This is a genomic window from Saccharopolyspora tripterygii, from assembly GCF_054778355.1.
The window spans coordinates 1-23,821 of sequence record NZ_BAAGZP010000004.1; the positions used below are offsets into that span (position 1 = coordinate 1).

The window sequence follows — 23,821 nt, forward strand, 5'->3', positions numbered from 1 at the left end:
CCGCCACCCGCACCGCCAAGCAAGGTGATTCTGCAACGACCCCTAAAACTGGGAAATGCCGAGCGTTGCGCCGACCAGGACGATGGTTGTGGCGAGTTCTGAGGCGGCGCCGAGGACGTCTCCGGTGATGCCGCCGAAGCGACGGCGGACGTGCTGGGTGAACAGCAGCAGCGCGGCCGCGGCCACCAGGACTCCGCCCGCCGCGGCAGGGGAGATCACCGCCGCGACCGCCGCCGCCGTGAGCCACCAGCCGATCACCAGCCACAGCGGCTGGGAGCCCGCGACCAGCGCGCCCATGCCCTCCGGGCGAGCCGACGGCAGGCCGGTCCGGCAGCACAGCACGAACGCGGCGCGGCCGGTGGCGCAGGCGAGCACGAGCGCCCACGGCGTCTGCCCGAGCTCGCCGATGCACACCGCCTGCACACCGATCGTCAGGATCAGCGCGACCACCGCGAACGGCCCGGCGCCGCCGTCGCGCATCACCTGCAGCGCGCGTTCCGGAGGCCCGTAGCAGCCGAGCCCGTCCACGGCGTCGGCCAGACCGTCCACGTGCATGCCCCGGGTGACCAGCACCAGCAGCGCGACCACCAGCAGCCCGGCCAGCAGCGGGGGAGCGCTCAGCGCGCTCAACCCCCACAGCAGCAGAGCTCCGAGTCCGCCGACCAGCGCGCCGACCAGCGGTGCGAACGAGATCGCCTGCCTGCACGCGCGATCGTCGACCTCCCGCGCGGGCAGCGGGAACACCGTCAGCCAGGACACCGCCAGCCGCAGGCCGTCGATCACGCCCCGGCCTCGGCGGCGACGCCGGCCTCGTCGAACGTGGCCATCTCGGCCAGCACCTTCACCGCCGCCGTCAGCACCGGCAGCGCCGTGAGCGCGCCGGAACCTTCGCCGAGCCGCAGCTGCATGTCCAGCACCGGCTCCAGGTCGAGGTGCTGCAGCACCAGCGGTCCGCCGGGTTCGGCGGAGCGGTGCCCGGCCAGCCACCACTGCCGCGCGCCGGGCGCGAGCTCTTCGGCGACCAGCGCAGCGGCTCCGACGACGACACCGTCCAGCAGCACCGGGGTCTTGCGCACGGCGGCCTGGGCGAGGAACCCGGCGAGCGCGGCGATGTCCGCCCCGGTGGACGTGCGCAGCAGCGCGAGGGGGTCGTTGTGCACCTTGCGGGCCCGGCGCAGCGCATCGCGGATCGCGGCGGTCTTGCGCATCCAGGCGGCGTCGTCCACGCCGGTCCCGCGCCCGACCACGGCGACCGGTTCGGTCCCGGTCAGCAGCGAGATCAGCACCGCGGCGGGAGTGGTGTTGCCGATGCCCATGTCCCCGGCGATGAGCAGATCGGCCCCGGAGTCGACCTCCTCGTCGGCGATCGTGCGCCCGGCTTGGACGGCCGCCCGCACCTCCTCGTCGGTCAGGGCGTCCTCGCGGTCGATCACCCCGGAGCTGCGCCGCACCTTGTGCGCGCTGACCACCGGCGGGGTGTCGACGTTGACCGACATGTCGACCACCCGGACGGTCGCGCCGGAGTGCGCGGCGAGCACGTTGACCGCAGCACCACCGGAGAGGAAGTTGCTCACCATCTGGCCGGTGACCTCGGGCGGGTAGGCGGACACGCCGTGCTGGGCGATGCCGTGGTCACCGGCGAAGACGACCACGCGGGCGCGCGCGGGCGGTCGCGGCGGGCAGACGCCCTGCCGGGCGGCGACCCACACGCCGAGCTCCTCCAGCCGCCCCAGCGAACCGGCCGGCTTGGTCAGCTGCGCCTGCCGCGCGACGGCTTCCCGGGAGGCCTGCTCGTCGGGCGCGGGGACGGGCGGGAACTCGATCGCGCCGGGGTCGTTCTGTTCGGTGGACAAGCCAAAACCTCCGTGTTGAAAAACCGCAGCTCGGCGGGGTTCTGCCCGGTTACCGGATCCGCAGGGGGCATCCGGCGATCAGCAGCAGCACCTCGTCGCACACCGCCGCCAGCCTGGCGTTGAGCGAGCCGAGCTCGTCCCGGAACAGCCTTCCAGACCGGGTCCCGGGCACGACGCCGAGGCCGACCTCGGCCGAGACGAGCACGATCCGTCCGGCGGCCTCGGTCACGCTCGCGACCAGCGCGTCGCAGTGCCCGGCGACGACCTCCAGCGCCGCCGGGTCGCGGTCCCACGCCCCCGCGTCGTCCAGGACGCCGGTCAACCAGGTGGCCAGATCATCCACGAGCACGTGATCACCGTCGGCGGCTTCGGCGAGAACTCGCCGCAACGATTCGGAGTCCGGCGCCTCCACGGTCCGCCAGCCCTCGGGCCGTCGAGCGACGTGCTTCGCGATCCGCTCGTCCCACTCGGCATCGGAGGGATCCCGCCGCCCGGTGGCCACGTAGGTCACCGCAGCGTCCTCGGGCACCAACCCCTCGGCGTGCGCCGACTTCCCGGACCGAGCCCCGCCCAACACCAACGACCGCACGACAACCTCCCGCTCAACAACCGCCGAGACCGTACCCGGAGGCGGGCTCGCGCAGACCGGCCCAGTGGGGCCGGTGCTCAGCGGAGGCGGTTTTGGTCCGAATTGACCGGGCATATCGGACATCGATCATGGACGGTTCGGACCAAAACCGCCCTCGGCCACGGGCCGGAGCCGCTAGTGCTTCGCCGTGTAGGGCTTCGGGGCTGGGAGGTTGGCGTTCTCGCGGATGCGGGTGGCGTGGCGGTCGATGGAGGTGAGGGCTGCTGCGACGTCGTCCGCGGTCACCTCGAAGGGCATCGAGTGGATCGTTTCGCCTTCGGCGCTTGCCGCGGTGGCCACGGCGCGCACCGACTCGGTGTCGTCGGGTTTGATGCCGACCTCGGTGAGCGTGGTGGGCAGGCCGACCGTCGTGGTGAACTCGATGAAGTCGCGCAGGTCGCCGGGTGCGGCGCCTTCCAGGACGAGTTGGGCGACCGAGCCGAGGTTGACCTTCTGGCCGTGCGCGAGGCCGTGCGTGGCGGAGACCGAGGTCAGGCCGTTGTGGATCGCGTGCGCTGCGGCGAGACCTCCTGACTCGAACCCCAGACCGGACAGCAGCGTGTTCGCCTCGATCACCTTCTCGACCGCCGGGGTGACCTGGTGGTCGCGCACGGCGTCGATGGCAGGCAGCGCGTTCTCCCAGAGGACGTCCCAGCTGAGCTTCGCGAGCGCGGTGCCGGTGAGCGTGGGCAGGCCGCCTGCCATCGTCTTCGAACCGGACTGGGCCGTGGCGCGGGCCTCCAACCAGGTGGCGAGCGCGTCGCCCACACCGGCGATCAGGAACTCGGCGGGCGCGTTGACCACGATCTGCGAGTCGACCAGGACCAGGTCGGGGTTGCGCGGGAAGAACCGGTAGGCCTCGAACTCGCCGTCCTCGGTGTAGATGACCGACAGGGCGCTGCACGGGGCGTCCGTGGAGGCCACGGTGGGTGCGTTCGCCCAGCGGACACCGGCGAGGTGCCCGGCCGCCTTCACGGCGTCGATGGTGCTGCCGCCGCCGATGGCGACCACGACGTCGGCGCCGGATGAGGTGATCTCGCCGACGAGGCGGTCGACCTCCTTCGAGCTCGGGACCCCGCCGAACTCCCGGCGGTCGATCGGCAACCCGGCTTCGGCCAGCGATGCCTCGACGTCGTGACCGACGAATCCCCACACGACGCGGTCGGCGACGAGCAGCGGTGTCGACCCGAGCTGGGCGAGGTGGTGGCCGAGCCGGTGGATCGCGCCCTTGCCCTGGACGTAACGACCGGGGCTGATCATCGTTCGGATCGACTGGGCCATGGTGCCGCTCCTTGGGTTGCCGAGGTGGTGGACCGGCCGAGCGTAGGAACGGTCGGGGAGCGAGCGCAGCGCGAGCGCGTCTCAACTTGAGACGAAAAGCGAAGCGCCCCGCTCACGCCGTGAGCGGGGCGCTTCGGAAATCCGGGTGTCAGCCGACCTTGGCGATGTCCTTGGGGGTGTAGCGGGGGCGCGGCACGCGGAGCTTGCGGATCTGCATGGCTCGGGTGAACGCGTACCAGCCCAGCGAGAACGGCCGGTCCTTGTGGTCCGGGAACTTGGCCCGGACCCGCTTGTTGACGTAGCGGCCGAGCAGCGTGCCCTCCACCGCCATCATGATCAGCAGGGCCAGGCAGAACAGCGTCGCGTACTGCTGGATGATCATGTTCTGCGCCAGGGTGGCGGCGAAGACGACCAGTACCAGCGGCATGAACAGGCCCATCAGGTGCCTGCGGGTGTCGACCAGGTCGCGGACGAGGGCGCGGACCGGGCCCTTGTCGCGGGGCATCAGGTAGCGGTCGTCGCCCTGCATCATGCGCTCGCGGCGCTCGGTGGCCGCCTTGCGGCGGTCCTCCTTGTTGCCCTTGGCCCGCTTGACGGCCTCGCGCTGCGTCATCGGCGGCGGCGGGACCGGGCCCCGGCGCTTGCCCTCGGCGTCGCGACGCGAGCGGGTGGGCTTGCCCTTCTTGGGGGTGTGATTCTGCGCGCGTTCCTCCGCGGACTGGTCCACGTCGTTCTCGGAGTCCGTGCTCGTGGTCTGCTCAGCGCTGCTTCGGCGAAGGAACCTCACCCCTCCAGGTTATTCGACGCGCCGAGCGGGCTTGCAGGAGACCGTCCGATTCGCACTGCGCCTGCGACGTCACACCTGATCCGGCCGCGCTTATGCCACCATGTAGGGAGGAGACAAGAAGTCCCCGGGTTCGCCCGCGGGAATACCCCGGATCCGGTCGTGGTTGAACGTCACGCCGGAATCGGAGAGCGAGACCACGAGGGAGTGTCCATGACCGCCCCGAACACCACTGAGACCGAGGCGCCTGCCCACGGTGTCACGCTGACCGACTCTGCTGCTCAGAAGGCCAAGGGCCTGCTGGACCAGGAGGGACGCGACGACATGCACCTGCGCATCGCCGTCCAGCCGGGTGGCTGCGCCGGTCTGCGCTACCAGCTCTTCTTCGACGAGCGCAGCCTCGACGGGGACGCGCGCCGCGACTTCGAGGGCCTCGGCGTCGTCGTCGACCGGATGAGCGCCCCCTACCTGGAGGGCGCGGTCATCGACTTCGTCGACTCCATCGAGAAGCAGGGCTTCACGATCGACAACCCCAACGCGGGCGGTTCGTGCGCCTGCGGTGACTCGTTCCACTGATAACGAGCAACCCGTTCTGGCAGGAGGCCGGCACCCGCTCGGGTGCCGGCCTCGTTGCTGTTCTAGATGCTGACGACGCGCACGATCTCGTCGTCGAGCACGATCTCGTCGCCGTCCACGAGCTGACGACCGCGACGCGTCTCCACTGCTCCGTTGACCTTGACCAGTCCTTCTTCCAGCACGTCCTTGGCCTCGGCGCCGTGCTCGACCAGTCCGGACAGCTTGAGCAGCTGCCCCAGGCGGATCATGTCGTCGGAGATCTCCACATCGCGCATGTCCCCATTGTCTGCGGCGGCCGTCGATCGCGGCGTGGGGGCACTGCCCGGGGTTGCCGGGAGCGCTACTCTCGGCTCTTCCGTCGCCGTCCGTGACGAAGTGGAGGCGCGCTGTGCCCATCGCAGTGACCGGCAGCATCGCCAGCGATCACCTGATGCACTTCCCCGGCAGGTTCACCGATCAACTGGTGGCCGACGATCTGCAGCAGGTCTCCCTGAGCTTCCTCGTCGATGATCTGGTGGTGCGCCGGGGCGGCGCTGCGGCCAACATCGCCTTCGCTCTCGGTGTGCTGGGGAGACAGCCCGTGCTGGTGGGAGCCGTGGGCGCGGACTTCGCCGACTACCGGTCCTGGCTGGAGCGCAACGGGGTGGAGTGCGGCGGGGTGCACGTCTCGGAGCACGCGCACACCGCGCGGTTCGTGTGCACCACCGACCAGGCCTTCAACCAGATCGCGTCCTTCTACGCCGGCGCGATGACCGAGGCCCGCAACATCGAACTGGCTCCGGTGATGGCCGCGCACGACGTCGACCTGGTGCTGATCAGCCCGAACGACCCGAAGGCCATGATCCGGCACGCCGACGAGTGCAGGCATCGCGGTTACCGCTTCGCCAGCGACCCGTCTCAGCAGCTCGCCAGGCTCAGCGGTGACGAGATCCGGCGGATGGTCGAAGGTGCCGATTACCTGTTCACCAACCAGTACGAGTGGGGACTGCTGCTGCAGAAGACCGGTTGGAGCGAGGACGACGTCCGGGGCGAGGTCGGCGTTCGCGTCACGACGCTCGGCGCCGACGGGGCGGAGATCGTCGAGCGCGACGGTCAGCGGTTCGAGGTGCCCGCGGTTCCGGAGGTCGCCAGGGCCGACCCGACGGGTGTCGGTGACGGTTTTCGCGCCGGTTTCCTCGCCGCGATCGAGAACGGGCTGTCGCTGGAACGTGCCGCGCAGCTCGGCTCGCTGATCGCGGTGCACGTGCTGGAGGTGACCGGAACGCAGGAGTGGAGCCTCGATCACGGCCGCGCTCGCAAGCGCTTCGCCGACACCTACGGGGAGAGCGCCGCGACCGAGGTCGCCGCCGTCCTGCCGCTCTGAGCAAGTCAGGTCGACGAGCCCTTCGCGGCCTTCGGGTTGCACTGCGTTGCAAAGTTTTGCGAAGTGTTATGGCTGGTAAATTGCCGGTTCTCCTGGCGTATTGACTTAACGTGCGCAAGAAAATGTGATCGTAGGCGTTCGCTCATCGCAGGCGATGCGAAGGAGAAGGTCATGCGATTACCGGTGCTAGCGCTGGCCACGGCCGTGGTCGGTGCCTCCCTGGTGCCCGCCGCGTTCGGCCAGGATCGCGCTCCGGCTCCGGCCACCGCTCCGGTGGCCGGGCCGATCATCCAGATGTTCCAGTGGCCGTGGGATTCGGTCGCGAGCGAGTGCACCAGCTTCCTGGGGCCGAAGGGATTCGGCGCCGTCCAGGTGTCGCCGCCGCAGGAGCACATCGTGCTCCCCGAGGCCGGTCACCCCTGGTACCAGGACTACCAGCCGGTCAGCTACCAGCTCGAAACCCGGCGCGGGAACCGCGAGCAGTTCGCCAACATGGTCAAGACCTGCAACGACGCCGGTGTGCAGATCTACGCCGACGCGGTGGTCAACCACATGGCGGGTTCGGACGGCGATCACCCGGGCAGCGCGGGTTCGGAGTTCACCAAGTACGACTACCCGGGCACCTATTCCGACGCGGATTTCCACGAGTGCCGCAGGGACATCGCCAACTACGAGGACAAGTGGGAGGTCCGCAACTGCGAGCTCGTCGGGCTCGCCGACCTCAAGACCGAGAGCGACTGGGTTCGCCAGTCCGAGATCGGCTACCTCAACGACCTGATCAGCCTGGGCGTGTCCGGGTTCCGCGTCGACGGCGTCAAGCACATGCCGCCGGAGGACGTGGGCGCGATCTTCGGCGGGCTCAACGCCGTTCCGGGAACCGGGCAGAAGCCCTACGTGTTCCAGGAGGTCATCGCCGACTCCACCACCACGGCGGGGGAGTACGCCGGCAACGGTGACGTCACCGAGTTCGCCTACCAGGGCAAGATCAGCGACGCGTTCAAGAACGGCTCGCTGGCGCAGCTCGACGGCTTCACCGACGAGATGCCGCTGCCCGCCGATCAGGCCGTGGTGTTCGTCGACAACCACGACACCCAGCGCAGTTCGCCGACGCTGACCTACAAGGACGGCACGGCCTACGACCTGGCCGTGGGCTTCGAGCTCGCCTACCCGTACGGCACGCCGCAGCTGATCTCCAGCTTCGCCTTCGACGACGCCGATGCGGGTCCGCCCGCCGAGGCCGACGGCACGACCAAGCCCGCCGGCTGCGACGACCAGGCGTGGGTGTGCGAGCACCGGCGGCCGATCATCGCCGGGATGACCGGGTTCCACAACGCGGTCCAGGGCGCCGCGCTCACCGACTGGTGGGACAACGAGGGCGGTCAGATCGCCTTCGGACGCGAGGACAAGGGATTCGTGGCGATCAACCGCGAAGGTGGCGAGCTCTCCCAGACCTTCCAGACCTCGTTGCCCGCGGGCAGCTACTGCGACGTGATGTCCGGTGAGGTCTCGAACGGTTCCTGCACCGGCCAGACGGTCGAGGTCGGTGAGGACGGGACGTTCACCGCGACGGTGGCCGCGAACTCCGGTGTCGCGCTTCACGCCGGAGCCAAGCTCGGCTGATCGGGGCCCGGATCCTGCACGGCTGAGCCGGGCGAGGGGTGGGAGCGCCGACGCTCCCACCCCTCATGCCCGGGTGGCCAGCGCGATCATGCGGCGGTGCCCGGCGGTGAGGGGTTCCCCGTCCTCGCCCCGGAACGAGACATCGGTGAAACCCGCCTGGTGCAGCCAGTCGCGCAGCTCGGGCGCGGTGAACATGCGGACCGCGTGCGGGACGCGGCGCACCCGGCCACCCCGCACCACCACCCGCTCGACGATCGAGCGCATGGTCAGCGGGTCCAACCGGTGGTGGTCGATCATCATGTCGTCGCCGACCTCGTGCACCACCTGAGCCCGGTAGCGGGGGAGCAGTTCGACGAGGTTGTTCAGCTCCAGCGCGAACCGCCCGCCCGGCCGCAGCACGCGATGGACCTCCGAGAGCACCCGGCGGTTGCCCGCGTCGGAGAAGTAGCCGAAAGCGGTGAACCAGTTCAGCACCGCGTCGAAGCGCTCCTGCCAGGGGAGTTCGCGCATGTCCCCGTCGACGTAGGTGACCTCCACGCCGAGTTCGGCGGCCTCCGCGCGGGCGCGCCGCAGGAACGTGGCGGAGCTGTCCAAGCCGGTGACCCGGCAGCCCATCGCGGCCAACCGGTTCGACAGCCTGCCGTGCCCGCAGGCGAGGTCCAGGACCTCATCACCCGGTGAGGCACCGAGCAGCTGCCGCACGAGCTCGGATTCGGCCTGGGTGCGCTCGTCGATCAGCGGGCCGTAGAAGTGCAGGTAGTCCTCGTCGAACAGGCCCTCGGCGTCGAATTCCGGTTCGTCGTCGGTGGTTCCGCCATCGCTCATGTCGGCCACGGTGCCCGACGCCGCTGCGCAGCACCACCGGTTTTCCGCCGGGTCGGCGGAGGTGCGGGCGAGTCAGTTGGTGCTCCCGTCGTCGGGTTCCCAGCGGAGGAGGTCTCCGGGGGTGCAGTCGAGGGCCTGGCAGAGAGCTTCGAGGGTCGTGAAGCGGACGGCCTTGGCGCGGCCGTTCTTCAGGACCGCCAGGTTCGCCGGGGTGATGCCGACGCGCGCGGCGAGCTCACCGACCGACATCTTGCGCTTGGCGAGCATGACGTCGATGTCGACCGCGATCGGCACTCAGATCACCTCGTCCAGCTCGGCCTGCATCCGCGTCGCCTGCACGTCGCGGTCGACCGCCTGCGCCAGCAGCACGCGCAGCACCAGCACGACCAGCGCTACGCCCAGGATCGCCACGACCACGCCGCAGATCAGCAGCACGACGCCCGGGGCGACGGCCTCGCCGGGTGCCAGCAGGCAGGCGAGGGCGAAGACGTCGAGCGCCGCCGCCACGATCGCACCGATGATGACGTGCACGTAGCGGAAAGCCGCGTGGGAGAACACCGTTCCCGGCCGGACCATCGTGACCAGCCGCCACACGCAGACGACCACGACCTGGCAGGCCACCAGTCCGAGCACGACGATCAGCAGCAGCGGCACCCGCAGGTAAGCGTGCTGCGGGTTCAGCCCCTCCAGGTCGGCGTTGAGCAGCGGCACCATCACGGCCTGCACGAACAGCGACCCGGCCAGCAGCACCACGAGCACGACTCGCAGCGCGAGCACCGCCGATTTCCTCATCGCCACTCCTTCGATCGGACAACGATGTGAATCTATCGAAAAACGATAGGTCAAGGCAAATCGGGAGCCGCCGGGTGAGAATCGCGAGCACGCGGGAACTCCGCGCCGACGTTCTCGCGGAACACCACCGGTTCCCGCGGTCAGCTCTCCGGGTCGAGGAGTGCTTCCGCCACCGCGGTGATGTCTTCGGGGCGAACCCGGCAGCAGCCGCCGACCAGCGTGGCGCCGGCTTCGCGCCAGCGGCGCGCCTGGAGCGGGGACAGGCGGGGGTCGCCGGTCCAGGCGTGGTGCTCGGAATCCCAGTCCTCGCCGCTGTTCGGGTAGGCGACCAGCGGCTTGGCCGTTGCCGCGCGGGCGGTTTCGAGCGCGGGCAGAACGTCGTCGGGGTCCGAGCAGTTGATGCCGATCGCGCTGACGGCGTCGGACTCGGCCAGTGCGAAGGCCTCCGAGAGCGGCTGACCCGCGCGGGTGCGGTCGCCGTCGACGGTGAACGACAGCCAGGCCGGGACTCCCAGTCCGGCCACCGCTTCCACCAGCACTTCGGCCTCGTCGACGTCGGGGATGGTCTCCAGCGCGAGCACGTCCGGTGCGGCGTCGGCCAGCACCTCCAGGCGCGGCAGGTGGAACTCCCGCAGCTGCTGCTTGCTCAGGCCGTAGTCGCCGCGGTACTCGGAGCCGTCGGCCAGCGTCGCGCCGTAGGGGCCGATGGAGGCCGCGACCCAGCGGTGCTCGCCCGGCTCGACCTCACCGGCCAGCCGGGCCAGTTCGACGCTGCGGCGCAGCAGCCGCTCCGCCCCGGCGCGGTCGAGGCCGCGCTCGGCGAAGCGCTCGAAGGACGCCTGGTAGCTGGCGGTGGTGGCGATGTCCGCGCCCGCCCGGTAGAAGGCGGCGTGCGCGGCGACGATCTCCTCAGGGGCGTCGGCCAGCAGGCGCGCCGACCACAGCGCGTCGGCGAGTTCGTGCCCCATCGCCTCCAGCTCCGTGGCCAGCCCGCCGTCGAGAACCATCGGCCGGTCGACCCTGAATCCCTCCATGCCGACCAGCGTAGTGGTGTTCCGGAGGGCGGACCCCATCGAAACCCGGCGTGGGGAGATCCGAATTTCGCGTGAAATCCGCCCCCGGAACTTCGGACTCCCACTTCGCGCGAAGTTCGAGCGGCTCAGCCCTTCACGCTGCCCGCTGAGAGGCCTGAGACGAGGAAGCGCTGCACGGCGTAGAAGACGATCACCGCGGGAACCGCCACCAGGACCGACGCCGCCGCGAGATGACCCCATTCCGCCCGGTTCTGCTGGACGAAGACCTGCAGACCCACCGCGAGCGTTTTGGACTCGTCGGCCGCCGACAGGAAGGCCGAGGCGAAGGCGACCTCGCTCCAGGCCACGATGAACGAGTAGAAGCCGGTCACCGCGAGTCCTGGGCGGGCCAGCGGCAGCACCAGCCGCCAGAACACGCCGAGCGGCGAGAGCCCGTCGACCCGCCCGGCCTCGTCGATGTCGGCCGGGATCCCGTCGAAGTAGCCCTTGAGCATGAAGGTGCAGAACGGGATCGCGGTGCTGCAGTAGACCAGCACCAGGCCGAGCGCGCTGCCCTGCAACCCCAGGGTGAGCAGGATGTTGTACAGCGGCACGATCAGCACCGCGAACGGGAACATCTGCACGACCAGGAACGACAGCAGCAGCCAGTGCCTGCCGGGGAACCGGAACCGGCTCAGCGCGTAGGCGGTCGTCGCCGCCAGCAGCACGCCGAGCACGGTGGTCAGGGCCGCGATCAGCACGGAATTCCCGAACCACGCGAGGAACGAGCCCTTCGCGCCGCTGAGCACGTCGGCGTAGTTGTCCAGGCTGGAGTCGTTGAACAGCGAGGGCGTCGCCTCGACCGCCTTGGCGTCCGGCTTGAACGACACGACCACGACCCAGAACACCGGGAACACCGCGATCAGCGACGCCACCACCAGCGCGCCGTGCAAACCGATGCTCGCCAGAGTCGAGCGCCGCCCCCGGCCGCGCGGCTGGGCGGCGGCCGAGGACGCCCGCAAGGACGCTGCGTCGATGCTCATCACAGGACCTCTCCCTGCCGCGCCATCGCGCGGCGGTAGATCGCGGCGAAGACCAGCAGCACCGACAGGATCAGCACGCCGTAGGTGGAGGCGATCGCGTAATCCCTGGTGGCGCCGGAGAAGAACCGCTCGAAGGCGTAGGTCACGAGGATGCGGGTGTGCGGGTTGTTGCCGGTGATCAGGTAGATGACCGGGAACATGTTGAACGTCCAGATCACCCCGAGCAGCACCACGCTGCTCGACACCGGCCGCAGCCCCGGCATCGTCACGTTGGCGAAGCGCTGCCAGGGCGTCGCACCGTCCATCTCGGCGGCCTCGTAGAGATCGGACGGGATGGCCTGCAATCCGCCGAGCAGGGCGACCATCATGAACGGCACGCCCAGCCACACGTTGACCACGATCACCGCCAGCAGCGCCAGGCCCGACTGCCCGAGCCACACCTGCCCGGGCAGTCCCAGCGACTCCAGGACCCAGTTGACCAGGCCGTAGTCGGCGTTGAGCAGGTACCGCCAGGCGAACGCGCTGATGAACACCGGAACCGCCCACGGCAGGATCAGCAGCACCCGGTAGAGACCGCGTCCCCGCATCCGCCGGTTGAGCAGCATCGCGAGGCCCAGGCCGATGCCGTAGTGGCAGGCCACGCACGCGAAGGTCCAGATCACGGTGCGCACCAGCGTCGCCCAGAACGAGCCGAACGCCGCCGAACCGGACAGCACGTTGAGGTAGTTGTCCCAGCCCACGAACTCGTACCGGGCTTCGCGGTCCAGGACCGGGTTGGCGATGTTTGTGTCGTTGATGTCGGTGAACCCGAAGTACACGCCCTGCAGCAGCGGGAGCACGACCAGCAGCGCGAGGACCGCGACGACCGGCAGCACCATCGCGTAGCCGAACCAGTACCGGGCGAGGAAGTTCCGCATGATCAGCGCTTCGCGTAGTCGGTGAGGATCGTGGACTGGTAGGTCTGCGCCAGCTCGTCGAGCGCGGGCCCGGTCTGCTTGCGACCGGACAGGACGTCGCCGTAGGCGGTCTGCAGCGGTTCGAGGAGCTCGCTGTTCTGCGGGATCCACGCGCGCGGGTGGGTGGAGGCCGCCAGCGGGCGGAACGCCGTGACGATCGGGTTCGCGGTCACCGCGGGGTCGTCGTAGGCCGAGGTGCGGGTGGGCAGCAGGCCCAGCTTCGCGGCGACCTTCGCCTGGCTCGCGGTGCTGCTCATGCAGGCGACGAACTTCTGCGACGCCTCGGTGGCGTCGCTGCCCTGCCGGATCACGTAGTCGTGCCCGCCGACCGGCGACGGGGTGGCCGAGCCGGGGATCGGCGCGATGCCGAGGTTGGCCGGATCGGCGAACTCCTGGGACGCGGTGAACTCCGAGACCGCCCAAGGCCCGTCGATCACCATGGCGGTCTCGCCGGTGGTGAAGGACGTCTTCATGCTGGTGTAGGAGTTGGGCTGGTCCAGCGACGTGCGGGCGGCCTTCGCATCGAGCAGGTCCTTGGCGACCTGCACGCCGCTCGCGGTCTCCGGGGAGTTGACGGTGATCGTCTTCGTGGCCGGATCCACCAGGTCACCGCCGTGGGCGTAGATGAACGGCAGCGCGTAGTACTCGTCGTTGTTGAGGAACAGCGCGTTCTCGCCGCCCAGCTTCGGCGCGATCGCCTTGAGCTCGTCCCAGTCGCGCGGCGGTGCCACCCCCGCGGCGTCGAGCTTGCGCTTGTTGTAGAACAGCGCGAGCGCGTCGGTCACCTGCGGCACGGCGTAGGTCCGGCCCTCGAACTTCGTCGATTCCAGCGTGTTCGGCAGGAAGTCGGCGGTGTCGGTGACCAGCGGCGTGCCGGAGAGGTCCTGGATGAGACCGGCCTGCGCGAGCTGCGAGACCCAGCCGACGTCGGCGCGCAGCACGTCGGGGCCCTGGCCGCCCTGCGCTGCGGTCTTGTAGTTGTTCAGCGCCTGGTCGAAGGCGACCGACTCGACCTGGACCCGGTACCCGCCGGTGCGTCCGCACTCCTGCGCGACCTCGCTGAACACGGCGCTCTCCGCGGATCCGCTGGTGTCCCAGTAGACGACTTGGTTCGCGTCGCCGGTCGAACCGCCGCACCCGGCGAGGGTGAGGGCGCCGACCAGGCCCATGGCGGCAGTGACCGTGGCCTTGGGGCTCATTCCGGACCTCCGATGTGCAAATTTTTGCGACGGACTGGCGTTCGATTGCATACCCAGAATGTGAGTTAAGTCAAGGTGCTCGAGCAGAAGTGGACAGGCTTCGGCAACCGGCAACGGAATCTCATTGCAAATACTTTCCGATGCGTGCAGGATCGGGACTGGCTGCAACATCGGTAGCGGAAGGAGCCTGGCGTTGGCGGGTCTGGCCGAGATCGCGGAAGCGGCCGGGGTGAGCGTGTCCACGGTGAGTCGCGTGCTCAACCGCAAGTCGGGCATCGCCGAGGAGACCCGGCAGCGAGTGCTCGACGTGCTCAACCAGCTGCCGCACACCGCCCGGGGTGTCGGCGCCCTGCGGCGCACGGGGGTGATCGGCCTGCTGGTGCCGGAGCTGTCCAACCCGGTGTTCCCGGCCTTCGCCGAAGCGCTGGAAAGCCGTGCCGCGCAAGCGGGTTACGCCTCGCTGCTGTGCAACACGCGCGCGGCGATGAGCGAGAAGGACTACGTCCAGATGCTCCAGGCGCGCGGGGTCGAGGGCATGATCTTCGTGTCGCCGGAGATCGCCAACCCCGACAGCGACGAGCGCCGCAGCCGCGGCTACTACGAGAAGCTGGGTCGCGACGGCGTCCGGATGGTGTTCGTCAACGGCGGGGCGCCGAGTCTCGACGTCCCGGACATCACCGTCGACGAGCACCTCGCCGGCCACACCGCTGCGCGGCACCTGCTGGAACTCGGCCACCGCCGCATCGGTTTCGTCAGCGGCCCCTCGCGGGCGCTGCCCTCCCGGCTCAAGCGCGCGGGCTGGGCGGCTGCGCTGGAGGAGGTGGGGGTCGAACCGGCGGGTGAGCTCGTCGTCCACGGCTCGTTCTCCGCCGAGGGCGGAGCGGAGGCGATGGCTCGGCTGCTCGACGGCCCGAAACCGACTGCGGTGCTGTGCTCGTCGGACGTGATGGCGTTGGGCGCGATGGGCGAGGCCAAGCGGCGCGGGCTGAGCACCCCGGAGGACATCTCGGTGGTCGGCTTCGACGACATCCCGCTGGCCGCCTACTGCCAACCGGCCCTGACGACCCTCGCTCAGCCCATCCGCGACATGGCCGCCGCTGCCGTGGACGAGCTCTTGCGTCAGCTCGACCCCGACGGGGACGAGCGCGGCTCGACCAGCTTCAGCCGCATGTTCCGCCCGCACCTGATCGTCCGCGAATCCACTCGGGAGCGGTGAGGCACCGGGCGGTTCTGGTCCGAATTGCCCGCGATCGAAGACCGTTTTGTCCGGACAGTTCGGACCAAAACTGCCCGCACTCCGGAAAGGGAGCAGCATGTCTTGGTGGCGTGATGCCGTGGTGTACCAGATCTACGTGCGCAGCTTCGGCGACGGCGACGGCGACGGGGTCGGCGACCTGGCCGGCGTGCGGGAGCGGTTGCCGCACCTCGTGGAGCTCGGCGTCGACGCGATCTGGCTGACGCCCTTCTACCCGTCGCCGATGGCGGACGGGGGCTACGACGTCGCCGACTACTGCGGCGTCGACCCGCTCTTCGGCGACCTCGACGACTTCGACGCCCTGCTCGCCCAGGCCCACGACGCCGGGATCAGGGTGCTCGCCGACATCGTCCCCAACCACACCTCCGACAAGCACGCGTGGTTCACCGAGGCCCTGGCCGCCGAACCCGGTTCGGCCGAGCGCGACCGGTACCTGATCCGCGACGGGCGCGGCGACGAACCGCCGAACGACTGGGAGTCCATCTTCGGCGGACCGGCCTGGACCCGGCTGCCCGACGGCCAGTGGTACCTGCACCTGTTCGCGCCCGAGCAGCCCGACCTGAACTGGCGGAACCCGCAGGTGCGCGCGGACTTCCGCAAGGTGCTCAAGTTCTGGTTGGACCGCGGTGTCGACGGCTTCCGCATCGACGTCGCGCACGGCATGATCAAGCATCCCGACCTGCCCGACACCGGTCGCAGCGAGCAGATCTCCTTGCTGGGGCGCGGCGAACTGCCGTACTTCGACCAGGACGAGGTGCACGAGATCTACCGCGACTGGCGCGCGCTGCTGGACTCCTACTCCGGTGAGCGCATCGGCGTCGCGGAGGCCTGGGCGTCCACCCAGGAACGGCTGGCCCGCTACGTCCGGCCCGACGAGCTGCACCAGGCGTTCAACTTCGCGCTGCTGGAGGCGCCGTGGTCGGCGGAGGAGTTCGGCGCCGTGGTCGCCGAATCGCTCGCCACCACCGCCCAGGTCGGGGCGACCACGACGTGGGTGCTCGGCAACCACGACGTCCGGCGACCGGTGACCCGCTACGGCGACGGCGAGCTCGGCCTCGCCCGCGCCCGCGCGGCGGCGTTGTTCAGCTTCGCCCTGCCCGGTTCGGTCTACGTCTACCAGGGCGAGGAGCTGGGCCTGCGCGAGGTGCTGGACCTGCCCGACGAGGTCCGGCAGGACCCGATCTGGACGCGGTCCGGAGGTGCCGATGTCGGTCGTGACGGCTGCCGGGTGCCCCTGCCGTGGTCCGGCGATGAACCGCCTTTCGGCTTCGGGCCGGCCGGGAGCTGGCTCCCCGCGCCAGGGGAGTGGGCATCGTCCACCGTGGAGGCCCAGCGCGACGAGCCGGGTTCGGTGCTGAGCCTGTACCGCGCGGCGCTCGCCCTTCGCCGCGCGCACGCCGCCCTGGGCGATGGCGACCTGAACTGGCTGGAAATCCCGGACCAGGTCGTGGCGTTCACCCGCGAACCCGGTTTCACCTGCGCCACCAACTTCGGCGAGACCGCGGCCGACCTGGAGCTGCCCGGTGCCCTGCTGCTGCGCAGCGACGGCGTCGGGTCCTGGACCGGTGAGCTGCCGCCGAACACCACGGTGTGGCTCAATACTGGGAAAAGTTAACGAGAAATCGTTCCGCTGGGTCTATTTCTACCCAACTAGGCATGGTCACATGTGAATCACCAACGACACGGAGGTGATTCGCATGGTGCGACGATTAGGAACGACCATGGCAGCGGCGGCGCTGGCTGCCGTCGCCGTGGTCGGATTCCAGGCGCCGGCCTCGGCCGCGCCCAACTTCCAGGTGCCCTTCAAGTGCGGCGTCGAGGTCACGGCCGCCACCTTCAGCGGGCACAGCCCGGCCAACTCGGTCGACTTCCAGAAGGACGGCATCACCGGCATGCCCGTCCTCGCCTCCGCAGGCGGCACCGTGACCAGGTCGGAGAACGAGGGCGACACCAGCTACGGCCGGTGGATCGAGCTCGACCACGGCAACGGCTGGCGCACCCGCTACGCCCACCTGTCCAGCCAGGCCGTCTCGGTCGGCGACAAGGTGCCGGGCGGCGGCAAGATCGGTGAAGCGGGCGCCACCGGCGGAGTCACCGGCCCCCACCTGCACTTCGAACAGATCCTCGACGGCGCCGACCGCAAGGTCGTCCTCAACGGCAAGGCCGTCCCGTACTACGACCACACCAACTTCACCAGCAAGAACAACTGCTGAAGTGCTGTGCTCCGCACTCGCTCCGCGTCGCGGTGCGAGTAGCGGAACCTGATGCGCTCGCTTGCACCAACGGGCGATCCGGACGAGAGAACGGCCGGTTCACCTCCGGGAGGTGAACCGGCCGTTCGTGGGCTTCTCCGTCAGAGGCGGACGGGGTAGTGGGGTTCGGGGACCTCGGGGGAGAGGCGGCCCTCGATGAAGATGCCGTGCCAGAGCATGAACACCAGCAGCGCCCAGAGTCGGCGGCTGTGGTCCAGGACGCCGGAGCGGTGCTCCTCCAGCAGCTGCAGGATCGCGCGGCGGTCCAGCAGGTGATCGGTCTGCGACTGCTGGATGATGTTGCGCGCCCAGTCGTGCATCTCGTCCTTGAGCCAGTGCCGGATCGGCACCGGGAAGCCGAGCTTGCGGCGGTTGAGCACGTGCGCCGGAACCACCTGGTACAGCGCCTGGCGCAGCGCGTACTTCGTGGTCTCGCTGGTGATCTTCTGCTCCAGCGGCACCGTGCTGGCGACCCGGAAGACCTCGTTGTCGAGGAACGGGACCCGCAGCTCCAGCGAGTTGGCCATGGTCACCTTGTCGGCCTTGACCAGGATGTCGCCGCGCAGCCAGGTGAACAGGTCCACGTGCTGCATCCGGGTCACCGGGTCCCAGTTCTGCGACTGGCCGTACGGGCCCGCGGTGATGTCCTTGTGCGACACGCCCGGGTCGAAGCCGCGCATGATCCCGCGCAGCTGGTCGTCCCGGAAGATGCGCGCGTTGCCGTAGTAGCGCTCCTCCAGGTCCAGCGAGCCGCGACGCAGCAGGTCCTTGCCGCGCACGCCCTCCGGGATGCGGCTGGAGACCTTGCCCATCGCCTTGCGCAGCGCGCCGGGCACCTTCTCGAACGGTGCCAGCGACAGCGGCTCGCGGTAGATCGTGTACCCGCCGAACAGCTCGTCGGCGCCCTCGCCGGAGAGCACCACCTTCACGTGCTGCCGGGCCTCGCGGGCGATGAACCACAGCGGGACCAGCGCCGGGTCGGCCACCGGGTCGTCGAGGTACCAGATGATCAGCGGCAGCGCCTCCATCATCTCCTCGGGGGAGACGGTGCGGACCACGTGCTTGACGCCGATCGCCGCGGCCGACTCGGCGGCCACGTCCACCTCCGAGTAGCCCTGCCGCTCGAAACCGGTGGTGAAGGTGATCAGGTTCGGGTTGTGCTCCTTGGCCAGCGCCGCGATCGCCGTGGAGTCGATGCCGCCCGACAGGAACGAGCCGACCGTGACGTCCGCGCGCATGTGCTTGGCGACCGAGTCGCGCATCACGTCGACGATCTCGTTCTGCAGCCGCTTCACGTCGGCGTCGGTGTTGGCCGGGCGCGGCCGGAAGTTCGGCTGGAAGTACCGCTCGGTCACCAGCTGACCGCCGGGGGAGACCGTGAAGGACGTGCCCGACTCGATCCGGCGGATCTGCCGGTGCAGCGACTCGGGCTCCGGGACGTACTGCAGCACGAAGTAGTGCTGCATCGCCTTGTGGTCGAGCTCCTCGCCGATCTTGAGCGTGTTGGCCAGGCTGAGCAGGCTCTTCTTCTCGCTGGCGAAAGCCGTGCCGCCGGGGCCGGAGGCGTAGAACAGCGGCTTGATGCCGAACGGGTCGCGCGCGCCGTAGACCACCTTGCGCTCGCTGTCCCAGACCATGAACGCGAACATGCCGCGCAGCCGGCCGACGGACTGCGGGCCCATGTAGTGGTAGGCGGCGACGATGACCTCGGTGTCGCCGTCGGTGCCGAACCGGGCGCCGTACTGCTCGATCAGCTCGGCGCGCAGCTCCAGGTAGTTGTAGATCTCACCGTTGAAGGTGATCGTGTACCGCTGCGGATTCTCCGGCGGACCCCAGGTCAACGGCTGGTGGGAGTGCTCGAGGTCGATGATCGACAGACGGTTGAAGCCCAGGACGACCTCACCGCCCTGCCACGTGTCGCTCTCGTCCGGTCCCCGGTGTCGTTGACACGGCAGCGCGTTGGCCACGGCGTTCACGCTGTAACCGGCAGATTCTTCGGTGGGACAGATGAGTCCAAGCAGGCCGCACACGCGTCTGTGCACCTCTCCGGGTCGGGGGGAAAAGGCTGGCTCCAGTATGCAGAACCCTGGCGCGCGCGCTGCACGCGCGTGGGGCGATCTTGCCGCGGCCCCGTGCTCAGCGGTGCGGGCGGGACCCTGAGCGGCTCCAGCAGGTCGAGTTGAGCCCTGAGCGCGCGATCAACGCCCCCGGAGCAGTATCGCGGCTACACCTGGGCTAGGCTCTGCCCAGGATTCCGGCGGCGGATCCGCGGTTGCCTGCGGGCGTGCCGGGGATCGACCCAAGCCGCTTCGGTGAGTTTTGCACGAGGAGGCGTCGCGCAGTGGGCCTGAAGGAGGGGACCCGAGTGCCACGGCTGGTCAAGGTCGCTGGTCTGATCGGCCTGGTTGGTGTCGCGGCCACTGGCTGCACGACCGACGAGGTCCTGCGGTTCGGATGGCCAGAGGGTGTCACCCCGCAGGCCGAGGCGATGCGGAACCTGTGGACTTGGTCAGTGATCGCAGCACTCGCGGTCGGTGTTTTGGTGTGGGGCCTGATCTTCTGGTCGGTCGCGTTCCACCGCAAGAAGAAGAACGACGAGGAGCTGCCGCGTCAGTTCCAGTACAACCTGCCGCTCGAACTGATCTACACGGCGATTCCGTTCGTGCTGGTGGTCGTGCTGTTCTACTTCACGGCGGTCACGCAGAACACGGTTCTGGCCAAGCCGGCCAAGCCGGACCAGACCGTGAACGTGGTCTCGTTCCAGTGGAACTGGGAGTTCAACTACCCGGGTTACAAGACGCCGGACGGGCAGCCGGTGCGCACCGTCGGCAGCAGCAGCGAGATCCCGCTGCTGGTCGTGCCGGTCGGTCAGCGCGTCGAGTACCACATCAGCTCGACCGACGTGATCCACTCGTTCTTCGTTCCGGAGTGGCACTTCAAGCGGGACACCTTCCCGCACCCGGAGAAGAACAACCAGGACAACGTCTTCCAGAACACCGTTGAGCGGGAAGGCTCGTTCGTGGGCCGGTGCGCCGAGCTGTGCGGCACCTACCACGCGATGATGAACTTCGAGGTCCGGGCGTTGTCCCCGGACAAGTTCGACCGGTACATGCAGCTGCGCACCCAGGTGAACCCGCAGACGGGGCAGACCTACACCGCTGCCGAGGCTCTCGGTGCGATGAACTGCGGTGAGCTGTGCACGCCGCACGCGGTGACCGGTGTGCCGTTCAACACCGACCGGACCGGTGGCGCGCCCTCCGGCATCGGGTCGAACAGCTAGGGGTGCCCTCGACAGGGCGTACGGCGTGAGAGCGAGGACTCCATGAAGGTCGAAGCCAGGATCTTCAACATCATCACCGTTTTCTTCTTCTTGTCCGCAGTCGTCTACGGCGTCTGGGCCAAGGAGCCGGTGGGCACCGTGGCGTTGGTCCTGATCGGCGGACTGTCGTTGATCATCGGCAGCTACTTCTCCTTCGTGGCTCGCCGGATCGAGGAGCGCCCGGAGGACAACCCGGACGCGGAGATCAGCGACGGTGCCGGTGAGCTGGGCTTCTTCAGCCCGGGTAGCTACTGGCCGGTCGGTCTCGCAGCCGGCGCGGCGTTCGCGGGCATCGCCCTGGCGTTCTTCCACGTCTGGATGATCGTGCTCGCGGTCGGCTTCCTGCTGATCATGGTGGCCGGGCTGGTGTTCGAGTACCACACCGGTCAGAGCAGCCACTGACGCAGCATCCGAAGAGGTCCCTCGGTGACAGCCGAGGGACCTTTTCGCGTCTAGGATCTCGTCCGTCGAACAACCACGCAGCAGGAGGACTTTCCCCGTGATCACCGCGATCGTGCTGATCCAGACCGCCGCCGACCGCCTCGTGGAGGCGGCTCAGGAGATCGCCGACCTCGACGGCGTGGACGAGGTCTACTCCTGCGCGGGCGACGTCGACCTGATCGCGATGCTGCGCGTCGCCAAGCACGGGCACCTGGCGGACATCGTCCCCGGCAAGATCAACAAGGTGGAGGGCGTCCTCGACACCGACACCCACATCGCCTTCCGCTCCTACTCCCGCAAGGACGAGGAAGCCGCTTTCTCCATCGGCCTCGAAGAGGAGTGATCGCTCCGCGGGTCGTCGTGGTCGGGGGGTGGGGAAGTTCTCATGAAAACCTCCCCCCAACCACAAGCGAAGCGAGCAGGTCGCTCCCCGGGGTTCGTCAGGTCAGCTCGGTGCAGAGGGTCGTCCAGCGGTCCAGGAGGGCCGCTGCCGCGCCGGAGTCGATGGCCTCGGCCACTCGGGTCAGACCGGACTCGAACTGCCCTTGCAGATCCGCTCCCGGGCCGTCGTAGGCGACGCAGGCGCCCGCGGCGTTGACCAGCACGGCGTCGCGGACCGGGCCGGTGTGACCGGCCAGGAGGTCGCGGACGGCCTTCGCGTTGACCCTGGCATCGCCGCCCTGCAGGTCTTCCGGGCGGCTGCGGCCGATGCCGAAGTCGTGCGGGTCCAGCACGTCCTCGCGAACCGTGCCGTCGTTGACCACCCAGACCGTGCTGGCCGCCGTGGTGGTGATCTCGTCCATCCCGTCGTCGCCGCGCACCACGAGCGCGTCGTTGCCGCGGGCGGCGAACACCTCCGCGACCACCGGCGCCATGCGGCGGTCCGCGCAGCCGATGAGCCCGGCTGCCGGGCGGGCCGGGTTGGTCAGCGGGCCGAGCACGTTGAACGCGGTCGGGATGCCGATCTCGCGGCGGGGAGCGCCGGCGTGCTTGAACGCGGGGTGGAAGACGGGCGCGAAGCAGAAGCCGATGCCGACTTCCTCCACGCAGCGCGCCACCGCCGCCGGGGGCAGGTCGATCGCCACGCCGAGCTCTTCGAGCACGTCGGCGGTGCCGCACTTGGACGACGCGGCGCGGTTGCCGTGCTTGACCACCGTCACCCCGGACGCGGCCAGCACGATCGAGGCCATCGTGGAGATGTTCACGCTGCCGCTGCGGTCACCGCCGGTGCCGACGATGTCCACCGCGCGCTGGGTGATGTCCAGGGTGCGCGCGTGCTCCAGCATCGCGTCGGCCATGCCGCGCACTTCGGAGGGCGTCTCGCCCTTGGCCCGCAGCGCCACCACGAAGCCGGCCACCTGGGCCGGGGTCGCCTCGCCCGACATGATCAGGTCCATGGCCCAGGCGGTGTCCTCCGCGGACAGGTCCGTTCCCGCGACCAGGCTGCCCAGCAGCCCTGCCCAACTTCCCGCCATGGTTCCCACGATCTACTCCGTCGGTTCGGCTGTCCAAAGAAACTATCGTGCCGCGCCCGGAGGTTCCTGATCAGCCCGTTATGGGATGGATCGCAGGGAGGGGGAGGACCGGTCCGTCGAGGACGGGGGCCTCGCGGGTCAGGCGGGAACCGGCTTGCCCTGGGTGCGCAGGACCTCGGCGACCGTCTCGGCGGAGGCCAGCGGGTCCAGCGGGTGCACGAGAACGGCGTCGGCCTGCGACCAGGTGGCGAGCCAGCGGTCGTCCTTGCGGCGGACCGCGACGATCACCGGCGGGCACTGGTCGATCTCGTTCTTGAGCTGCCGGGAGACGCCCATGCCACCGGTCGGCTGCGCTTCGCCGTCCAGGATGAGCAGGTCCACCTTGCCCGCGTCGACATCGCTGATCACGTCGGCGACGGTGCTCGCCTCGATGTAGTGCAGCCGGTCCAGATCGGGCGCCGGGCGGCGTCCGACGGCGTTGATGATCGCCTCCCGGACCTCGGCGCGGTGGCTGAACACGAGAACGTTCGTTGTTGCGGTGCTCATCACTGGCTCCTCGGCGAGCTTGCTCCGGCACCCGCACCCGAATCTGCGCAGCACGGGGTGTTCAGGTCCGAATGCTAGCCGCCCGAGCGGGTGTGACAGTAGCCACCCGGCCGGATTCGATCATCCGTTTCCGGGCTGCAGCGCGTCCCAGCCGAAGGTCTCGCCGCCGTGCCGTTGCGCCAATCCGGCCATCCGGGAGGTCTCCTGTGAGCAATGCAACGCATCCAATCGCTGCACACGGAGCGCGACCAACGGGGTCAAACCGGACACGCTGAGGTCATCTGCCCGGCCTCCGGGGCGCAGCACCCACTCGTCGGAGGCCAGCAAGGCCCTCGCGGTGTCGATTGAGTCACTCGGAAGTGCCAGGTGGTGGCGCAGGACGGCGGGGCTCTCGGGGGCCCACCCGGTGGCTCGCGCCAGAGCCGTCGACGCGGCTTCGGCGTCGTCGTAGGACTCCACGACCACCTGCAGTTCGGGGTCATCGATGCTGATCACGGGCTCGCGGGCACCTCGGCGGCCGAGTCCCAGGGCAGCCAAGAAGGACCGAAGAGTTTTCACGTTGAGTTACCTCCAGGTCGCAATCCGATCACCCCTGGAGCG

Annotated in this window: 25 protein-coding genes and 1 pseudogene; 9 read left to right on the forward strand and 17 right to left on the reverse strand. The window is 69.4% G+C overall.

Features of this window, described 5'->3' with window-relative positions:
• Positions 1 to 42 precede the first annotated feature (42 nt).
• The 5 genes from cobS to ACYVF3_RS02710 all read right to left on the reverse strand — a co-directional run bounded on the left by cobS (position 43) and on the right by ACYVF3_RS02710 (position 4,549).
• Positions 43 to 780, reverse strand: coding sequence for an adenosylcobinamide-GDP ribazoletransferase (gene cobS, locus ACYVF3_RS02690; protein WP_461152780.1), 738 nt, complete (start codon positions 778 to 780; stop codon positions 43 to 45).
• On the reverse strand, positions 780 to 1,853 hold the full coding sequence (cobT, locus tag ACYVF3_RS02695; protein WP_461152646.1) for a nicotinate-nucleotide--dimethylbenzimidazole phosphoribosyltransferase: 1,074 nt from the start codon (positions 1,851 to 1,853) through the stop codon (positions 780 to 782). The genes cobS and cobT overlap by 1 nt, the downstream gene beginning before the upstream one ends.
• Before the next feature lie 49 nt (positions 1,854 to 1,902).
• Complete coding sequence (gene cobU / locus ACYVF3_RS02700; protein ID WP_461152647.1) at positions 1,903 to 2,442, reverse strand: bifunctional adenosylcobinamide kinase/adenosylcobinamide-phosphate guanylyltransferase; 540 nt, start codon at positions 2,440 to 2,442, stop codon at positions 1,903 to 1,905.
• Between the two features lie 174 nt (positions 2,443 to 2,616).
• Complete coding sequence (locus ACYVF3_RS02705; RefSeq protein WP_461152648.1) at positions 2,617 to 3,762, reverse strand: glycerol dehydrogenase; 1,146 nt, start codon at positions 3,760 to 3,762, stop codon at positions 2,617 to 2,619.
• 148 nt (positions 3,763 to 3,910) lie between these two features.
• A complete protein-coding gene (locus ACYVF3_RS02710; protein ID WP_461152649.1) occupies positions 3,911 to 4,549 on the reverse strand; it encodes a DUF3043 domain-containing protein in 639 nt (212 codons plus the stop codon).
• A 210-nt stretch (positions 4,550 to 4,759) separates the two neighbouring features.
• Between ACYVF3_RS02710 and ACYVF3_RS02715 the strand changes: the two genes are divergently transcribed.
• Positions 4,760 to 5,122, forward strand: a complete 363-nt coding sequence (locus tag ACYVF3_RS02715) for a HesB/IscA family protein (RefSeq protein ID WP_461152650.1) — start codon at positions 4,760 to 4,762, stop codon at positions 5,120 to 5,122.
• Positions 5,123 to 5,184: 62 nt separating this feature from the next.
• Here ACYVF3_RS02715 and ACYVF3_RS02720 read toward each other — a convergent pair whose 3' ends face one another.
• Positions 5,185 to 5,397, reverse strand: a complete 213-nt coding sequence (locus ACYVF3_RS02720) for an RNA-binding S4 domain-containing protein (protein WP_461152651.1) — start codon at positions 5,395 to 5,397, stop codon at positions 5,185 to 5,187.
• Positions 5,398 to 5,552: 155 nt separating this feature from the next.
• Between ACYVF3_RS02720 and ACYVF3_RS02725 the strand changes: the two genes are divergently transcribed.
• Positions 5,553 to 6,485, forward strand: a complete 933-nt coding sequence (locus ACYVF3_RS02725; RefSeq protein ID WP_461152781.1) for a carbohydrate kinase family protein — start codon at positions 5,553 to 5,555, stop codon at positions 6,483 to 6,485.
• A 171-nt stretch (positions 6,486 to 6,656) separates the two neighbouring features.
• Entirely contained in the window at positions 6,657 to 8,105 is a 1,449-nt protein-coding gene (locus tag ACYVF3_RS02730) for an alpha-amylase (RefSeq protein ID WP_461152652.1), read from the forward strand.
• A gap of 63 nt (positions 8,106 to 8,168) precedes the next feature.
• On the opposite strand, the gene ACYVF3_RS02735 is transcribed toward ACYVF3_RS02730, so the two are convergent.
• The 7 genes from ACYVF3_RS02735 to ACYVF3_RS02765 all read right to left on the reverse strand — a co-directional run bounded on the left by ACYVF3_RS02735 (position 8,169) and on the right by ACYVF3_RS02765 (position 13,933).
• On the reverse strand, positions 8,169 to 8,930 hold the full coding sequence (locus ACYVF3_RS02735) for a class I SAM-dependent methyltransferase (RefSeq protein WP_461152653.1): 762 nt from the start codon (positions 8,928 to 8,930) through the stop codon (positions 8,169 to 8,171).
• 72 nt (positions 8,931 to 9,002) lie between these two features.
• Positions 9,003 to 9,224: a helix-turn-helix domain-containing protein gene (locus ACYVF3_RS02740; RefSeq protein ID WP_461152654.1), complete on the reverse strand. Its 222-nt coding sequence runs from the start codon at positions 9,222 to 9,224 to the stop codon at positions 9,003 to 9,005.
• Positions 9,225 to 9,722: a DUF2975 domain-containing protein gene (locus ACYVF3_RS02745; protein ID WP_461152655.1), complete on the reverse strand. Its 498-nt coding sequence runs from the start codon at positions 9,720 to 9,722 to the stop codon at positions 9,225 to 9,227.
• Positions 9,723 to 9,862: 140 nt separating this feature from the next.
• Positions 9,863 to 10,756, reverse strand: a complete 894-nt coding sequence (gene mmuM, locus ACYVF3_RS02750) for a homocysteine S-methyltransferase (RefSeq protein WP_461152656.1) — start codon at positions 10,754 to 10,756, stop codon at positions 9,863 to 9,865.
• Between the two features lie 125 nt (positions 10,757 to 10,881).
• Positions 10,882 to 11,778 (reverse strand): sugar ABC transporter permease, encoded by an 897-nt coding sequence (locus ACYVF3_RS02755; RefSeq protein ID WP_461152657.1) that lies wholly within the window; start codon positions 11,776 to 11,778, stop codon positions 10,882 to 10,884.
• Positions 11,778 to 12,695: a carbohydrate ABC transporter permease gene (locus ACYVF3_RS02760; RefSeq protein WP_461152658.1), complete on the reverse strand. Its 918-nt coding sequence runs from the start codon at positions 12,693 to 12,695 to the stop codon at positions 11,778 to 11,780. The genes ACYVF3_RS02755 and ACYVF3_RS02760 overlap by 1 nt, the downstream gene beginning before the upstream one ends.
• Before the next feature lie 2 nt (positions 12,696 to 12,697).
• Entirely contained in the window at positions 12,698 to 13,933 is a 1,236-nt protein-coding gene (locus ACYVF3_RS02765) for an extracellular solute-binding protein (RefSeq protein ID WP_461152659.1), read from the reverse strand.
• Between the two features lie 193 nt (positions 13,934 to 14,126).
• On the opposite strand from ACYVF3_RS02765, the gene ACYVF3_RS02770 reads away from it, so the two are divergent.
• The 3 genes and pseudogenes from ACYVF3_RS02770 to ACYVF3_RS02780 form a co-directional block, all read left to right on the forward strand.
• Positions 14,127 to 15,149, forward strand: a complete 1,023-nt coding sequence (locus ACYVF3_RS02770) for a LacI family DNA-binding transcriptional regulator (RefSeq protein ID WP_461152660.1) — start codon at positions 14,127 to 14,129, stop codon at positions 15,147 to 15,149.
• Between the two features lie 97 nt (positions 15,150 to 15,246).
• On the forward strand, positions 15,247 to 16,803 hold the full coding sequence (locus tag ACYVF3_RS02775) for a glycoside hydrolase family 13 protein (protein ID WP_461152661.1): 1,557 nt from the start codon (positions 15,247 to 15,249) through the stop codon (positions 16,801 to 16,803).
• Between the two features lie 76 nt (positions 16,804 to 16,879).
• Positions 16,880 to 17,398, forward strand: a pseudogene (locus tag ACYVF3_RS02780) (M23 family metallopeptidase); the annotation flags it as partial.
• A gap of 143 nt (positions 17,399 to 17,541) precedes the next feature.
• On the opposite strand, the gene asnB reads toward ACYVF3_RS02780, so the two are convergent.
• Entirely contained in the window at positions 17,542 to 19,470 is a 1,929-nt protein-coding gene (gene asnB / locus ACYVF3_RS02785) for an asparagine synthase (glutamine-hydrolyzing) (protein ID WP_461152662.1), read from the reverse strand.
• Positions 19,471 to 19,781: 311 nt separating this feature from the next.
• Between asnB and ctaC the strand changes: the two genes are divergently transcribed.
• From ctaC to ACYVF3_RS02800, 3 genes are all read left to right on the forward strand, one after another.
• Positions 19,782 to 20,720, forward strand: a complete 939-nt coding sequence (gene ctaC / locus ACYVF3_RS02790; protein WP_461152663.1) for an aa3-type cytochrome oxidase subunit II — start codon at positions 19,782 to 19,784, stop codon at positions 20,718 to 20,720.
• A 42-nt stretch (positions 20,721 to 20,762) separates the two neighbouring features.
• The gene (locus ACYVF3_RS02795; RefSeq protein ID WP_461152664.1) at positions 20,763 to 21,161 is read left to right on the forward strand and encodes a cytochrome c oxidase subunit 4; all 399 of its coding nucleotides are present in this window, start codon (positions 20,763 to 20,765) and stop codon (positions 21,159 to 21,161) included.
• A 97-nt stretch (positions 21,162 to 21,258) separates the two neighbouring features.
• Positions 21,259 to 21,543, forward strand: coding sequence for an Lrp/AsnC family transcriptional regulator (locus tag ACYVF3_RS02800; RefSeq protein WP_461152665.1), 285 nt, complete (start codon positions 21,259 to 21,261; stop codon positions 21,541 to 21,543).
• A gap of 97 nt (positions 21,544 to 21,640) precedes the next feature.
• Here ACYVF3_RS02800 and trpD read toward each other — a convergent pair whose 3' ends face one another.
• The 3 genes from trpD to ACYVF3_RS02815 form a co-directional block, all read right to left on the reverse strand.
• Positions 21,641 to 22,675: an anthranilate phosphoribosyltransferase gene (gene trpD / locus ACYVF3_RS02805; protein ID WP_461152666.1), complete on the reverse strand. Its 1,035-nt coding sequence runs from the start codon at positions 22,673 to 22,675 to the stop codon at positions 21,641 to 21,643.
• A 138-nt stretch (positions 22,676 to 22,813) separates the two neighbouring features.
• Positions 22,814 to 23,221 (reverse strand): hypothetical protein, encoded by a 408-nt coding sequence (locus ACYVF3_RS02810; protein ID WP_461152667.1) that lies wholly within the window; start codon positions 23,219 to 23,221, stop codon positions 22,814 to 22,816.
• 120 nt (positions 23,222 to 23,341) lie between these two features.
• Positions 23,342 to 23,716 (reverse strand): hypothetical protein, encoded by a 375-nt coding sequence (locus tag ACYVF3_RS02815; protein WP_461152668.1) that lies wholly within the window; start codon positions 23,714 to 23,716, stop codon positions 23,342 to 23,344.
• Positions 23,717 to 23,821 lie beyond the last annotated feature (105 nt).